Annotated in this window: 8 protein-coding genes; all 8 read left to right on the forward strand. The window is 56.6% G+C overall.

The window, feature by feature from the left end; genetic code table 11:
• Positions 1-173 precede the first annotated feature (173 nt).
• The 8 genes from essC (at position 174) to GCWU000341_RS00950 (ending at position 14,911) form a co-directional block, all read left to right on the forward strand.
• The gene (essC, locus tag GCWU000341_RS00910; protein WP_009213756.1) at positions 174-4,568 is read left to right on the forward strand and encodes a type VII secretion protein EssC; all 4,395 of its coding nucleotides are present in this window, start codon (positions 174-176) and stop codon (positions 4,566-4,568) included.
• Positions 4,569-4,865: 297 nt separating this feature from the next.
• Complete coding sequence (locus GCWU000341_RS00915; RefSeq protein WP_009213757.1) at positions 4,866-6,548, forward strand: phospho-sugar mutase; 1,683 nt, start codon at positions 4,866-4,868, stop codon at positions 6,546-6,548.
• Positions 6,549-6,722: 174 nt separating this feature from the next.
• Positions 6,723-7,850 (forward strand): acyltransferase family protein, encoded by a 1,128-nt coding sequence (locus GCWU000341_RS00920; RefSeq protein ID WP_009213758.1) that lies wholly within the window; start codon positions 6,723-6,725, stop codon positions 7,848-7,850.
• Between the two features lie 115 nt (positions 7,851-7,965).
• Positions 7,966-9,054: a putative ABC transporter permease gene (locus GCWU000341_RS00925; RefSeq protein WP_009213759.1), complete on the forward strand. Its 1,089-nt coding sequence runs from the start codon at positions 7,966-7,968 to the stop codon at positions 9,052-9,054.
• Positions 9,020-10,192, forward strand: coding sequence for a pyridoxal phosphate-dependent aminotransferase (locus tag GCWU000341_RS00930; protein WP_242651585.1), 1,173 nt, complete (start codon positions 9,020-9,022; stop codon positions 10,190-10,192). The genes GCWU000341_RS00925 and GCWU000341_RS00930 overlap by 35 nt, the downstream gene beginning before the upstream one ends.
• A 459-nt stretch (positions 10,193-10,651) precedes the next feature.
• Complete coding sequence (locus tag GCWU000341_RS00940; protein ID WP_009213762.1) at positions 10,652-11,656, forward strand: rod shape-determining protein; 1,005 nt, start codon at positions 10,652-10,654, stop codon at positions 11,654-11,656.
• Positions 11,657-11,658: 2 nt separating this feature from the next.
• The gene (gene recD2, locus GCWU000341_RS00945) at positions 11,659-13,914 is read left to right on the forward strand and encodes an SF1B family DNA helicase RecD2 (protein ID WP_009213763.1); all 2,256 of its coding nucleotides are present in this window, start codon (positions 11,659-11,661) and stop codon (positions 13,912-13,914) included.
• 232 nt (positions 13,915-14,146) lie between these two features.
• Positions 14,147-14,911 (forward strand): ComF family protein, encoded by a 765-nt coding sequence (locus tag GCWU000341_RS00950; protein WP_050761857.1) that lies wholly within the window; start codon positions 14,147-14,149, stop codon positions 14,909-14,911.
• The last annotated feature ends 259 nt before the right edge of the window (positions 14,912-15,170 follow it).

A 15,170-nucleotide genomic window follows, 5' to 3' on the forward strand; every position in this document is an offset into this window, starting at 1 on the left:
GCCTTTTTCTGCTTTGCCCGCGGCTTTTGTGACGCTGACAGATGGAAAAGTAAGCTCGGCCGAGCAGGTAATTTTCTTTTGAAATCAGAAGGACAGCGGGGAGAACGTCCCGGCGTCTATGATTTCCGGGGAAGGGCTCAGCCTTTTCGAAAGAGAAGGGAGAGAGGCGGAAAATGGAATATTTATGGCTTAGGGAAGCGGATTATCTCATAGAATACCCTCTTTCGGAGGCTTCGCGGCTCCTCTCTTTTCGAAGGGAGGAGCACATTCCCTTTCGCTGGTTTTCTCTTCCGGATGGGAGGGAGGCCATCTTTGGGGAAAAGGAGGGGAAGCGCTATTCGATCGGAGAGGAGCTTTGGGTCGGGAATGGGCGCTGCTGCGATATTCGTCTCGAGCTTTCGAATAATTTCATGCTGAAAGGGGGCAGGCTGCTCCTTGAGAGGGAAGAGGAGGCGCTGTTTCTGAATGGAAGGAAGCTCCGAGGCATCGACTGGGAGCGGGAAGGGCGTGCGCGGGGGGAGCTCTTCTTTTTGCTTCATGAGGGAGATGAGCTCTTCCTCGAGGACATTCTCTTTCTTTTTGAAGGAGCGGATCTAATGATCTGCTGCCCGGAGGAGAGGATAGAGACGGAGCGGCTTCCGTTACCGAAGCGGGAAAAGACGGGAGAGGATTTCCCGAACTATAAAAGATCTCCGAGACTTATCAAGGAGCTTCCTCGAGATCCAATTGAGATCCAGAAGCTGCCGGAGCGGGCCTCCCCGCCAAGAGGCGGTTTGTTTTCGCTTTTGCTTCCTCCCCTTCTCATGCTGCTTGTGAGTGCGGCGATCTGCGTCCTTTTCCGTCGAGGCGCTTACATTTTCATGTCACTTTCTATGACGCTTGTGACAGCGGGACTGTCTGTCTCCCGATATTTTTCCGGAAGAAGGGAATGCCGGGAAAAGAATGAGAAGAGCCGGGAGCTCTATGAGAGATATCTTCTCGACTGCAGAAAGAGAATTTACCTTGCGTATCAAAAGAATCTTGAGGTACTTCGCTGGAATAACCCTTCTCTCAAAGCGATAGAGCGGATGGTGAGGGAATATAACAGCAGGATTTATGAGAGAAGCATAACGGAGGAGGATTTCCTCTCTGTGTGTATCGGCTGCTGTGAGGCGCCGACGGATTTTCCCATCCGACTGAAGCTCGATCCGCTCCGGGGGGATCCGGAGGCTCTTGAAAGAAAGGCGGAGGAGATCCAAAGGGAATTTTCCATGATCCTCCATAAGCCGCTGGTTCTGAATCTGGGAAAGCTTCGGCTTGGTATGATCGGGGAGAGAAAATATATCTGCGAGCAGCTGAAGATCCTGGCCGCGAAGCTTTGCTTTTTTCACAGCTATCATGAGCTTCGGCTTGTCCCGGTCTTTTCCGAGGAGGAGGATGCGGACTTTTCGTGGATGCGCTGGTTTCCTCATTGTCGGATCCCGGAGATGAATATACTGAGTTTTGTGGAGAGTGGGAGGGGGAAGGAGCAGGTTCTCGGTGGGCTGACGGAGATCCTCAGGGAGCGCGCCGGGAAACGGAAGGAGAAGCGCCGGGGTTTTCGCTTTCTCCCGCATTATCTCTTTCTTCTCGCTGAGCCGAAGCTGATCCTGGATCATCCGATCATGGAATATCTCTCTCGGCCCGGGGAGGAGCTCGGCTTTTCTTTAATCTATACGGCGCGGTCCGGGGGGAGACTCCCCGAGTATATCGACACGGTCTATGAGATCGAGGACTCCGGACATGCAAAGCTGATTCTGAAGGAGGGGAGAGAGCAGAAACTTCCGTTCAAGCTGGAGCGGGTCGGAGAGACAGAGCTTCCCTGGATCGCGCGGAATCTCAGTGTGCTCTCCCATGAGCAGAGGATGGTCTCTCATATCCCGGAGAGCATCCGCTTCTTTGAGCTTTTCCATGTGAGGGAAGCGTCGGAGCTTCCGATCGAGGAGAACTGGAGGAAAAATCTTGCGAGGAAGACGCTGGCGGTTCCCATTGGCGCGCAGACAAAACAGGATATCGAGTATCTGAACCTCCATGAGAAGGCGGACGGGCCGCACGGGCTGATCGCCGGGACGACTGGTTCCGGGAAGTCAGAGCTTCTTCAAACATATATTCTCTCTTTGGCGGTTCACTTCCATCCTTATGAGATTTCTTTTCTTTTAATCGACTATAAGGGAGGCGGAATGGCGGGGGTATTCCGGGATCTTCCGCATCTTCTCGGCGTGATCACAAACCTAGACGGTAGCGAGAGCATGCGAGCGCTCGCGTCGATTCGGAGTGAGCTCTCGAGGAGACAGCGCCTTTTTCAAGACTGCCATGTGAATCATATTCACGATTACCACAGGCTCTTTCAGCTCGGGGAGGCGGCAGAGCCTGTCCCGGAGCTTTTCCTCATCAGCGATGAGTTTGCGGAGCTCAAAAAGGAGCAGCCGGAATTTATGAAGGAGCTCGTCTCCGCCGCCAGAATTGGCCGGAGCCTCGGTGTGCATCTGATCCTTGCGACACAGCAGCCCGCGGGAGTTGTGGATGAGCAGATCTGGACGAATTCAAATTTCAAGATCGCTCTGAAGCTTCAAAATGAGAGCGACAGCCGGGAGATCCTGAAAACCGCGGATGCGGCCGGCATTACCCGGGCGGGAAGGGCATATCTGAAGGTCGGAAATAATGAGCGCTATGAGCTCTTTCAGTCCGCGTGGAGTGGAGCCCCCGTTCGGAGCTTTTTGGGGGAGAAGGACGGAGACGAGAGGGTCTATCGGGTGAATGCGTTGGGACAGGGGGAGCTTTTGAATCAGGACTTAAGCGACCTTTCTTCTTCGCAGGGACAGGCGGTATCGGATAGGACGGAGCTGGAGCTGACAGTGGAGTGTCTGAAGGAGCTTTCCTCTACGCTTTCGATTCGTCCTGTGAGGCGTCCATGGCTTCCTCCTCTTCCGCCGATGCTCGTCTCACCGCTCATGGAGGAGCTTTGCGAAGGGGAAAGCGGGAGCAGTTCAGGGAGTCGGGAGAACAGGAAGATAAGCGATCTTTGCTTTCCGATCGGCCTTTTGGATATCCCGGAGGAGCAGCTTCAGAAGGTCTATCGGCCGGATCTTCAGAAGGATGGGGGAATCTTGTATTTTGCATCGGCAGGATTTGGAAAGACGAGCCTTCTGATGACGGCGGCGCTGTCTCTTGCGTGGAAAAATCCAGTGGAGCTTTTGCATTTCTATGTCCTGGATTTTGGAAACAGCGGTCTTGTGATGTTGGATGCTTTGCCTCATACAGCGGATTATATCCGCTATGACGATGGAGAAAAGCTTTTGAAATTCCAAAAGCGGCTTATGGAGGAGCTTCGGCGGAGGAAGAGACTCTTTGCGGAGAGCGCCGCGCAGAATTTCAGAGTTTATCAGGAGCTCTCCTCGGAGAGACTCCCCGCTGTGGTGATTTTAGTGGATCCCTTTGACGCTGTCCGGGAGCTCGGGCCGGAGCTGGAGGATTTCTTTGTGAGAATCACAAGGGATGGACCGGGGCTTGGAATCTTCCCTATATTCAGCGCGACCCGGAGTGCGGCAGTGAAGTATGCGATCCTGAATAATTTCAAGCTGAAGATCGCAGGCTTTCTCCACGATGAGCATGAGGCGGCGGGGATCGTCGGAAGATGCGGATATCCTCTGACAGAGACGAGAGGGAGAGCGTATGTAAAGCTTACGGATGTCCATCTCATGCAGCTTTATCTCATCTGTCCTTTCTCTGATGAGATCGGATACAATGCGGGAGTCCGGGAGCGGATCCGAGAAATCGAGAGGAAGAATCCGGGGAAAAGAGCACCCCGCCTCGTCGTCCTTCCGGAAGAGCTTTCGCTGGAGCAGTTCCGAAATTACAGAAGGGAGGAGGATTCCTGCGAGATCCCGATCGGGCTCGATGTTGAGTCGGTGAGGGCGGAGGGGATGGGAAGGATGGATTCCCCCTTCCTTGTGCTTGGAGAAGCCGGGAGGGGAAAGACGACGGTGCTCTTCTCTATGATCGATCAGCTCCTTTTATCTCAAAGGGAGAGCGATATCGCTCTCTTCGATTCGAAGAGCCTTCTCCTCCTTCCCTATCGCGGACGGGTCCGATATATCGAGAGTGAGGAGGCGCTGGATCTCGTGGATGATGTCACAGAGCTTTGCACGAGGCGGAAGAGCGCGCTGGAGGCGGCACTTTCAGCAGGAGAGGTGAAGACGCCGCGGGAGTTTTATGAGAATCAAAGAGGCTGCTGGATTTTTATCGATGATGCCGATGATTTCATGGAGAAGTGGAAGATGCAGCTGCTGGAGCTCTTCCAAATGCTTGTGCTTGCCTCCGAGAGCGGAGTTGGCGTGGTGATCAGCATCCATGCAGGAAAGTTTCGAGCGAGGAATGAATTTACCGCTTGGCTCAGGAGCTCATCCAACGGGCTTTTGCTGGGAAATTCCGGCGCGGTGGGGATCTTCCAGCCTGCATCGTCCCGGGAATATACCGCGAAGGGATATGGCCTTCTGTTTCGGCAGGGGAGCTACCGAAAGCTTCTCCTTCCCGGGGCGAAGCTCCTCTGAGTAAAAAGGGGCGAGCTTTCACTTTCAGAATGATCGTCTGAGCAGTTCTTTTTTCGGGGGGAAGCGGAGCTCCGGCTGGGAGAAGCCTTGATGAAGAGCAGAAGCTGTGCGGAATCAGCGGTGCTTCGATGGGAATGGGATCACAGCTCGCCAAATCGGAAGGGAATGGGCTGAATACCGGGACAGGAGCCTCTGATAGGCGTGCAGACCTTCGGAATATTGACGGAGAAGGCGGAGTTTTGTATCATGAAGAAAACGTTTGTGAGCGTTTCTGTGAATTCGTGAAGGGAGAGGGCTATGATTACAGAAGAGTATCGGCGATGGCTGGAGGCGGATCTTGTCGATTTCGATCTGAAGAGGGAGCTTCGGGAGATTTCAGGGGATGAGGAGGCGATCCGGGAGAGATTTGCGAAGTCTCTGGAATTCGGGACGGCCGGTCTCCGCGGGACGCTCGGCGCGGGCACAAACCGGATGAACATCTGGGTGGTCCGGCAGGCGACGCAGGGGGTCGCGGACTGGGTGAAGACGCAGGGCGGGAGCCAGACCGTTGCGATCAGCTATGACAGCCGTTTGAAGGGCTGGAGCTTTGCGAGGGATGCGGCCTCTGTTCTCGCTGCGAACGGCATCAAGGTCTGGATCTATGAGGAGCTCATGCCGGTCCCGGCGCTGTCCTTTGCGACCCGCTACTATCATTGCAACGCGGGCATCATGCTGACAGCTTCCCATAATCCCGCGCAGTATAACGGCTATAAGGCCTACGGACCGGACGGCTGCCAGATGACGGACGATGCCGCGGCAGTGGTGTATGCCTCGATTCAGAAGACGGATGTCTTAAGCGGGGCTAAGTATATGAGCTTCTCCGAGGGAGTGGAGAAGGGGCTGATCCGCTTCGTCTCGGAGGACTGCAAGTCGGCCTTCTATGAGGCGGTCGAGAGCCGTCAGGTGAGGCCGGGGCTTTGCCGGACGGCGGGGCTTAAGCTGGTCTACTCCCCGCTGAACGGGACGGGCCTTGTGCCGGTCACGAGGGTGCTCCAGGATATCGGGATTTCGGATATCACGATCGTCCCGGAGCAGGAGTATCCAAACGGCTATTTTACGAGCTGCCCCTATCCGAATCCGGAGATCTATGCGGCGCTGGAAAAGGGCCTTATGCTCGCCCGGGAGACCGGCGCGGATCTCATGCTTGCGACGGATCCGGACGCGGATCGGGTAGGGGTCGCAGTGCGCTGTCCGGACGGGGAATATGAGCTTGTGACGGGAAATGAGATGGGCGTCCTGCTCCTCGATTACATCGCCTCCGGGAGGATCGAGAAGGGGAGCATGCCGAAGCGGCCGGTCGCTGTGAAGTCCATCGTATCCACGCCGCTTGCGGACAAGGTGGCGGAGCACTACGGCGTAGAGCTCCGGCATACCTTGACGGGCTTTAAATGGATCGGGGATCAGATTCTCCAGCTTGAGAAGGCGGGAGAGGCGGAGCGCTTTATCTTTGGCTTCGAAGAGAGCTATGGTTATCTTGCGGGAGACTATGTGCGGGATAAGGATGCCGTCGTCGCCTCCATGCTGATCTGCGAGATGGCGGCCTATTATCGCTCTGTCGGCTCTTCTCTGAAGGAGAGACTGGAGGAGCTCTACCGCGATTACGGAAGGTATCTGAACGCGGTGGACAGCTTTGAGTTCCCGGGGCTCTCCGGGATGGATAAGATGGCATCGATCATGGAGAAGCTTCGGACCGAGCCTCCGAAGGAGTTTGCGGGGAAGGCCGTCGTCAAGGTGAAGGATTACGAGAAGACGGAGGAGACCGGACTTCCGAGAGCGAATGTTTTGATCTATGAGCTTTCGGACGGCGCGACCGTCATCGTCCGCCCGTCCGGCACGGAGCCGAAGATCAAGGCTTATTATACGACGCTCGGGAAGGATCTTGAGGAGGCGAAGAAGGAGAGGGAGGCGCTGGCCGCTGCCGTAAAGCCGTACTTCGCGTAAGTCCCTGTCGGCACCGCGGAGGAAGCGGAGATGCGCTTACTCCGGCAGTCGGAGAGGCTCCGGGAGAGGCGCCGCCGGTACTGCGGGAGCTGCAGAGAAGGAAAGCGGCCCGAGACCTGAGCGGGGGAAGAGACTGCCGCGCTCTGTCTGCGGCCGGGGATTTCAGGAGGGGGGATGGAAGGCAGAAAAAGAGAGGAGCGGCTTGATGTCATGAAGGGGCTCCTCATCGTGCTCGTCGTGGCGGGACATTTCCTGCTTCCGCTAAAGGACCTGGGAGGGGGATTTGTCAACGGCATCTTTTATTGGATCTACAGCTTTCATATGCCGGCCTTTGTCTTCCTCTCCGGGCTTTTTTCCTCCTCTGTCATAAAGGACGGGCATTATCGCTTCGGGCGTCCGCTCTCCCTCCTCTGGCTCTATCTTTGCTATAAGCTTATCGTCTTTTTTCCGGAGCGGCTCGCCTATGGTCCGAGCGGGAGCTTTCCGGATCTTCTGCACGAGTCCGGTGCGCCCTGGTATCTGCTCGCCCTTTTCTTTTGGTACCTGCTCATCCTCCCCCTGTCTCTCTATCGGACGAGGGGGGAGAAATGCTTTATCATGGTTTTCCTGCTGCTTTTTTCGCTGCTTTTCGGATACATGGATGACGCGGAGGGGATAAAGGACCTGCTGAGCCTGGACAGGGTGACGGCCTTTCTGCCCTTCTTTTTCCTGGCCTATTTTCTCGGCGTGCAGGGCCTTAAGGAGCTCTGCCCGGAGAGGGGGAGTCTGAAGGAGGGGCTTTGCATCCTCACCGGGCTTTCCCTCTCCCTCTTTTCGGCTCTTCAGGCCCGCTCTCTCCTCTCCCCCTATCTTCAGCTTTTTTACGGGGGCTGGTACCGGAAGCTCGGCTTCTCCGGCATGCCGGAGCCTCTCAGGGCCTTTCCCTGGCTCCTCCGGCTTCTCTGGTATCCTTTTTCCCTTTCGATCGCCTTCAGTATCTTTCTGCTGATTCCGATCCTTCAGAGGCGGGAGCTTCTTTGGGGAGCTCTCAGGAAGATCGGGGAGAGGACGCTTCAGATCTATATCCTTCACCGCCCGATCCGGGATCTGCTCCTTGCGGCGGGCTATCCGAAGCTTATGTCCGTCTGCCCGAAGCTTTTGACCGTCTTCATGCTCTTTTTCTCCCTGCTTCTCTCCGTCCTCCTCTCTCACTCTTCGCTCACCGGCTTTTTTTCCAAGCTGCAGGGCTTTCCGGAGCTGCTGCTCGGCCTTCTTCCCCCGAGGCGGGCGGCTGAAGCGCGAAAATACAGAACGAAAGTTTGATAAAAAGGGCTTCGGCTCCCGAAAAGACTGGACAAGCACCGATATCCGTTCTATCATAAGTCCTAAGGCCCTTCTGGAGAGGGATGCGGCGTTATGTCCGGTGCAGGAGGTTTGGATGGAGACGATAGAAGGCTACAGCATTTTGCAGTGGAGCATCTTCTTTATGAGCTACTGCATTCTGGGCTGGGTTTTCGAGTCATTCTACTGTTCTCTGAAGTCCGGGCGTCTCAGAAACCGCGGCTTTTGTCACGGCCCATGGCTGCCGCTCTACGGGAGCGGCGCGACGCTCTTGATTCTTCTGGTCTGGCCCTATCGGGACCGGCACATTTTGGTCTTTTTGACCGGTTTTTTCGGCGGCACGGCGCTGGAGCTTTTCACGGGGCTTCTCATGGAGCACCTGTTTAACATGAGGTGGTGGGATTATTCCCATAATCCCTTTAATTTTCACGGCTATATCTGTCTCTACGCGGCCATCAGCTGGGGAGTCCTTGCGCTTTTCATCACGGAATTCATTCATCCCCATATAGAGAGGATTTCCAGAAACTGGTCCTACTCTACCTTTCTCGTGGTGAATACGATGCTTTATACGCTCTTTATCGAGGACGCCGTAGCATCGGTCTTCGGGGCTCTGGACCTTCGGGACCGGCTCAGCAGGCTTGCGGAAAGCTCGGAGGAGATCCAGAGCCTGAAGCTTTCCATTCAGGAGGTCTACAGCCGTCTTGAGACGGCAAAGGCGGGGCTTAACGCCAATGCGGAGTATTTCCGGGAGATTCAGAAAAGCGAGGGGAAGATGGCGGCGGCGAAGGCCGTGGCAGGAAACACCATGGGCGCGGCGGTCTCCACGGTGCGCGCCGGACTCTCCGCGATCGGCGCGAAGACCGGGCGCGGGACTTCTCCGGAGGAATCGCAGCATTCCTTAAAGCTGCAGCTGGAACAGATGAAGGCCAGGCTTTCTCTGCTCCAGGACGGGGGGAGCGATAAGAGCGGCAGGATGAGCTGGTGGTCGAAGACCATGCTTCGGAACAATCCGGAAGCGGTGTCCGGCAAGTCCTCCTTTGCCGATCTGAAGGAGGTCGCGATGAGAGGAAAGCATAGGAAGGGAAAGGAGGCGGGAGGAGAGAATCTTTCCGGACAGGAATATGCTGATATCAGATTGTATGGAAAGACGGATGGAGGGAAACTCGGCGATTCGGAAGATGTTTGAGCGCGGGCAGGAGCTGGCCGCCTCCTTCGGGAGGGAGAACGTCTATGATTTCAGCCTGGGGAATCCCATGGCTCCGGTTCCCTATGAGGTGAAAAATGCCGTCATCAGCATCCTGGAGAACCAGGAGCCTCAGGATGTGCACGGCTATATGAAAAATGCGGGCTACGATGAGGTGAGGGAGAAGGTGGCGGAGAACCTGAACCGGCGCTTTCTGATGTCCTATGACAAGGAGGACATCATTATGACAAACGGCGCGGCGGGAGGCCTCAACGTCGTTCTCCGGACTCTTTTAAATCCCGGAGATGAGGTCATCGCCTTTGCCCCGTTTTTCACGGAGTACCGCGCCTATGCGGAGAACTACGGGGGGAAGCTCTCCGTCGTGCCGCCGGACACGGAGAGCTTCCAGCTGAATCTTTCCGCTCTTCCGAAGCTTCTTGGCCGGAGGACGAGGGCCGTCATCATCAATAATCCGAATAATCCCTCCGGGGCGCTCTATCCCAGGGAGCAGCTGGAGAGGCTCGGCGCGCTTTTGCAGGAGGCGGAGGAGCGCTATGAGCGCCCGATCTACCTGATCTGCGATGAGCCGTACCGGGAGCTCGTCTATGACGGCGGAGTGGTTCCCTATGTCCCGGGTTTTCTGCGAAACAGCATCTACCTCTATTCCTTTTCGAAGACCCTGTCGATCCCCGGGGAGAGGATCGGCTACCTCGCTCTCCGAAAGGAGGTAGACGGCTATGAGGAGCTCATGCCGGCCCTTGTGATTGCCAACCGCTGTCTCGGCTTCGTGAATGCCCCCTCCCTCTTTCAGAGGGCGATCGCGGAGTGCCTCGACGTCCGGACCACGCTCGATTTCTATGACAAAAACCGCCGTCTTCTCTATGCGGAGCTTTTGTCCCTGGGCTTTGACTGTGCAAAGCCCGAAGGGGCCTTCTATCTCCTGGTGAGGGCTCCGGGCGGGGATGCCCAGGCCTTTGCGAGGGCGGCGGAGGAGCAGCATATCATCGTGGTGCCGACCGACGGCTTCGGGCTCCCCGGCTATGTCAGGATTGCCTACTGCGTTCCCGGGAAGGTAATCGAGAGATCTCTGCCGGCATTTTCCGCGCTCGCAGCGGCACTCGGAATCTCCGGGGCGAGATAGACGGCGAAGCGGGAAGAGAGACCGAGGTTTCCCCGGCGGAGAGGATCCGCCGGGGAAGCTGTGCGGCGGAATCAATCAAAGAGCCCCGATGGAGTGGTTTTCTCCGCCGGGGCTCGATTTATCGAATATAGGAAGGGCCTCGCTGGAAGGGGGGAAAAAAGCAAGACCCGTTATGCCGTTTTGAAGGGGGCTCTGGAGCCCGGTTTCAGGAGAGGGCTCCAGAGTATGAGTATGAAAAGCTTTTTCAGTTACATCTCTGTAACTGTCTTATACTATAAAGTTTCTTTGTGTCTAAAGTATGTCTATGCTCTAAAAGGATTCTAAAAATTATAAAGAAAACTTGACGGAAATACGAACGAGAATTCCGCCTTCTTCCGGGATAAGGGGGCTTTCAAAAATCAGGGCTTTCCGTTATACTTATAGGAAAAATCAGGATTTTGGAACTGAGCGGAGGAAGCCATGTTTTCACTTATTTCAAATGATATAGGGATAGATCTGGGGACATCCAGCATTCTCGTTTATATAAAGGGACGCGGTGTGGTTCTGAAGGAGCCGTCTGTTGTGGCGGTAAACAGGGACAATGATAAGATTCTGGCCTATGGGGAGGATGCGAGGCTGATGCTCGGCAGGACGCCGGAGAATATCGTGGCGGTGCGGCCCCTCCGAAAGGGTGTGATCTCCGACTATACGAGGACGGAGCAGATGCTGAAGCATTTCATCAATAAAGCGGTGGGGAAGCGGACGCTCCGAAAGCCCCGCCTCTCTGTCTGTATCCCGAGCGGCGCGACGGAGGTGGAGAAGAAGGCGGTGGAGGACGCGGCCTATCACGCCGGGGCGAGAGATGTGACGATCATTGAGGAGCCGGTGGCGGCGGCGATCGGGGCCGGCATAGACATCTCGAAGCCCCAGGGGAATATGATTATCGATATCGGAGGGGGGACCTCGGACATCGCGGTGATCGCTCTGGACGGGCCTGTGGTATCGGAGTCCATCAAGATCGCGGGGGATGACTTCGACGAATCCGTCCTCCGCTATATGCGAAAGAAGCACAACCTCCTGATCGGGGAGCGGACCGCGGAGGATATCAAGATCAATATCGGCTGCGCGAGCAAGCGGCCGGAGAATGTGACGATGGAGGTCCGCGGAAGGAATCTGGTGACAGCGCTTCCAAAGACGGTCGTGGTGAGCTCGGATGAGATCATGGAGGCGCTGGCCGATCCGATCGCGATGATCATCAATGCCGTACACAATGTCCTGGAGAGAACTCCGCCGGAGCTTGCGGCGGATATCTACGAGCGGGGGATTGTCATGACGGGAGGCGGCTCCCTCCTTTACGGCCTGGATAAGCTTATGCAGGAGAAGACCGGCATCAATACCATGCTCGCGGAGGATCCGCTGACGGCCGTCGCGATCGGCACAGGCCGCTTCATCGATATCTCCGCGCGGGACGAAGAAGATCTGTAGCCATGGAGGAATTTCGGGGCTATATCGATCACATCATCTTTCGGAGCGAGGAGAGCGGCTACACCGTGTTTTCCGCGGTGCAGGACGGAAAGGAGCTCACACTCGTCGGAACGGTCTCATCCCTTGCGGCCGGGGAGACGATCCGGGCGAAGGGGCATGAGACGAAGCACCCGATCTACGGCCTTCAGTTTGTCATAGAGAGCTATGAGTCGGAGGCGCCCGGAGATAAGGAAGCGCTGGAACGATACCTTGGCTCCGGGGCGGTGAAGGGGATCGGGCCTGCCACGGCATCCCGGATCGTGAAGCAATTCGGCATGGAGACCATGCGGATCATCTCGGAGGAGCCGGAGCGGCTTTCGGAGATCCGGGGGATCTCGCGGAAGAAGGCGATGGATATCGCCGCCTCTCTGAATGCCCGGAGGGATATGCAGGATGCGGTGATTTTCCTCCAGGGCTACGGGATCTCCGTGAATCTCGCGGGAAAGATCTATGCGCAGTATAAAAACAAGCTCTATGATCTGATCCGGGAGAATCCCTACCGGCTCTCGGAGGATATCGAGGGGATCGGCTTTCAAAAGTGCGATGAGATCGCGCGCCGTGCGGGGATAGCGGAGGAGTCTGAGTTCCGGCTGGAGTCCGGCATCTTCTATGCGCTCTCGCAGTCGGAGATACAGGGACATTGCTATCTGCCGCTTAAGTTTCTCCAGACTACGGCGGAGGAGCTTCTGTCCCTCTCGATTCCGGATTTTCCGGCCTGCCTCTCGGATCTTCAGATGCGGGGAAAGATCAAGGTAAAGGGGGAGAGGGTCTACCGCTCCTCTCTTTATTATGCGGAGAGAGAGACCGCGGCCCTGCTTCTCTCTCTGAATCGAAATCTCGGCGGGAGCGAAGAGGAGGAGACGGAGAGGAGGATCGCTGAAATCACGGGGGAGGAGGGGATCGAGCTGGATCCCCTGCAGAGGCAGGCGGTCTCCATCGCGGCGGAGTCCGGCCTTTTGGTGATCACCGGGGGTCCCGGCACGGGAAAGACGACGACGATCCGGACGCTCCTCCGTCTTTTTTCAATGGAGAGAAAGACGATCGCCCTCGCGGCGCCGACCGGGAGAGCGGCGAAGCGGATGAGCGAGTCCACGGGCTGGGAGGCGAAGACGATTCACCGCCTGCTCGAGTACCAGGGGAGACCGGAGGACGAGGAGGGCGGAAAAAGGGGAGGGAGAGGGCATTTTGAGCGGGATGAGTCCAATCCCCTCGACTGCGAGCTGCTCATCATCGATGAGATGAGCATGGTGGATCTTCGCCTGATGCATGCACTCCTCCGGGCCGTGCCGCAGGGCTGTCGGCTGATTCTCGTTGGGGATGCGGATCAGCTCCCCTCGGTCGGGGCGGGAAATGTCCTCCGGGATATCATCTCCTCCGAGCTCGTCCGGACGATCTCCTTAAAGCATATCTTCCGGCAGGCCATGGAGTCCGACATCGTCGTGAATGCCCACCGGATCAATGAGGGCAGGGAAGTGGATCTCGGGAAGCCCTCAAGGGACTTCCTCTTCATCCGGAGCGGGAGTCCGGAGCAGATCACGCAGTCTGTGACGAGGCTCCTTCTGGAGAAGCTTCCCGCCTATCTGAAGACGGACCCGCTCTCCATCCAGGTCATGACGCCCCAGAGGAAGGGGGCGCTCGGCGTAGAGCGGCTGAATCCGCTTCTTCAGGCGGAGCTGAATCCCCCGGGGAGAGAGAAGGCGGAGAAGGAGTTGAACGGCACTCTCTTTCGGCTCGGCGATAAGGTGATGCAGGTCCGGAACAATTATAATCTCGTCTGGGAGCTCCGCGGCCGCTTCGGTATCCCCATCGAGACGGGAGAGGGAGTATTCAACGGAGACATCGGAATTATCCGGGAGATCAATGCCCTCCGCGAGACGCTGACGGTGGACTTCGACGGGCGGAGCGTGGAATACCGCTTTAAGGACTGCGAGGACCTGGATCTCGCCTATGCGATCACGATCCATAAGTCCCAGGGCTCGGAATATCCGGCGGTCGTCATCCCGATGTATCAGGGGCCGCAGCTTCTCATGAACCGGAACCTTCTCTATACAGCAGTGACCCGGGCAAAGCGCTGCGTCTGCCTCGTGGGGGACCCCGGGGCGTTTCGGGCCATGCTGGAGAACGGGACGGAGGCGAAGCGCTATTCCTCTTTGGCAGAGCAGCTCCGGGAGCTCGCATCCGGCGCGGAGCATCCCTTTTTGGCGGAATCCTCCTTGTAAATTCGTAAATGGAGATCCATCGAGAGAGGCATTTTCATCCGGACCGCGAGATCTATTTTCAGCGGGCTCTCTTTCGTAAATTCACATCAACTTATATCAGACGCCCGGCAGGGGACACCTTCGCGCTGACCGCTTCCTCCGGCGCGGGAGAGCTTTTTTGCGGCGATGAATGGATGAATGGCTGAGGAAGGGTAGTTTTATTTAAGGATATTTTTGCTTTTGGGAGGTCGATATGAAATTTCCCGGGGGAGACCCGCCCATCTCTTCTTGGAGCGGAGCGCTTTTGGGGGAGCTTCGCGAGACAGTTCTCTCCTCCCTTTTCCCGCCCCGCTGCCCGATCTGTGACAGGGTTCTCTCCCCCGGGGAGAGGATCTGTCCCTCCTGCATCCCCTGTATCCGGCCGATGCAAAGGCCCCTCTGTCTGAAATGCGGGAGAGGAATCGCCTCGGAGGAGGCGGAGCTTTGTGAGAACTGCAGGAGGAGGCGCTTCAGCTTTGACTTTGGCTTCATCCTGCTAGAATACAGCGATGAGATTTCCGAGTCCATCGCGAGGATCAAATACCATGGAAGGCGGGAGTATCTCTCCTTTTATGGAGAGCTTTCCGCGGGGCTTATCGGAGAGAGGCTTCTCTCGCTCTCATTGGACGCCCTGGTTCCGGTTCCGCTCCACAGGGAAAGACTTCGAAGGAGAGGCTACAATCAGGCGGAGCTTCTCGCGGAACGGATCGGAGAGCTTCTGAAGCTTCCGGTCTATCCCGCTGCCCTTCACCGGGTGCGGAATACGAAGGCCCTGAAGAATCTGAACCCGGAGGAGAGGGCGAGAGATATGCAAAGAGCGATCCGCCCGGGAAGGATTCCGGACAGCCTCCGCTCGGTCTGCCTCGTCGATGACATCTTTACCACAGGCGCGACGATCGAGGCCTGCTCGTCCGCGCTCCGGGAGGCCGGCGTGGCGAAAATCTACAGTCTCTGCCTCGCGGGGAGGGCAGAGCGCTGAGCAGGGCTTTCCGCAGAGAGGAAGGGACTTCTTTCCTTAAGAAAGCATAAAGCTTTGTAATGGAGAGGACAGGGGCTGTCGCACTAAGTGATTAGTGCGGCAGTCTTTTTCATCGGATGAAATCCGGCCATTCAGCCGGATTTCTCTTATAAAAAACAAAGACCCGGACTTCGAAAAGTCCGGGCTTTATTGTAAAATAATGGTATGCAAACCCCATTACATTTACAGCCCGATTATACGACATATCGAGGCTATTATC

It is taken from the genome of Oribacterium sp. oral taxon 078 str. F0262, assembly GCF_000160135.1.
In the GTDB taxonomy this organism is placed as follows: domain Bacteria; phylum Bacillota; class Clostridia; order Lachnospirales; family Lachnospiraceae; genus Oribacterium.

What these genes read in the sequence shown, in the direction of transcription:
- GCWU000341_RS00940 (WP_009213762.1), top strand. Translation starts at nt 10,652, where the DNA reads ATGTTTTCACTTATTTCAAATGATATAGGGATAGATCTGGGGACATCC.
- GCWU000341_RS00915 (WP_009213757.1), top strand. Translation starts at nt 4,866, where the DNA reads ATGATTACAGAAGAGTATCGGCGATGGCTGGAGGCGGATCTTGTCGAT.
- essC (WP_009213756.1), top strand. Translation starts at nt 174, where the DNA reads ATGGAATATTTATGGCTTAGGGAAGCGGATTATCTCATAGAATACCCT.
- GCWU000341_RS00950 (WP_050761857.1), top strand. Translation starts at nt 14,147, where the DNA reads ATGAAATTTCCCGGGGGAGACCCGCCCATCTCTTCTTGGAGCGGAGCG.
- GCWU000341_RS00925 (WP_009213759.1), top strand. Translation starts at nt 7,966, where the DNA reads ATGGAGACGATAGAAGGCTACAGCATTTTGCAGTGGAGCATCTTCTTT.
- GCWU000341_RS00920 (WP_009213758.1), top strand. Translation starts at nt 6,723, where the DNA reads ATGGAAGGCAGAAAAAGAGAGGAGCGGCTTGATGTCATGAAGGGGCTC.
- recD2 (WP_009213763.1), top strand. Translation starts at nt 11,659, where the DNA reads ATGGAGGAATTTCGGGGCTATATCGATCACATCATCTTTCGGAGCGAG.
- GCWU000341_RS00930 (WP_242651585.1), top strand. Translation starts at nt 9,020, where the DNA reads ATGGAGGGAAACTCGGCGATTCGGAAGATGTTTGAGCGCGGGCAGGAG.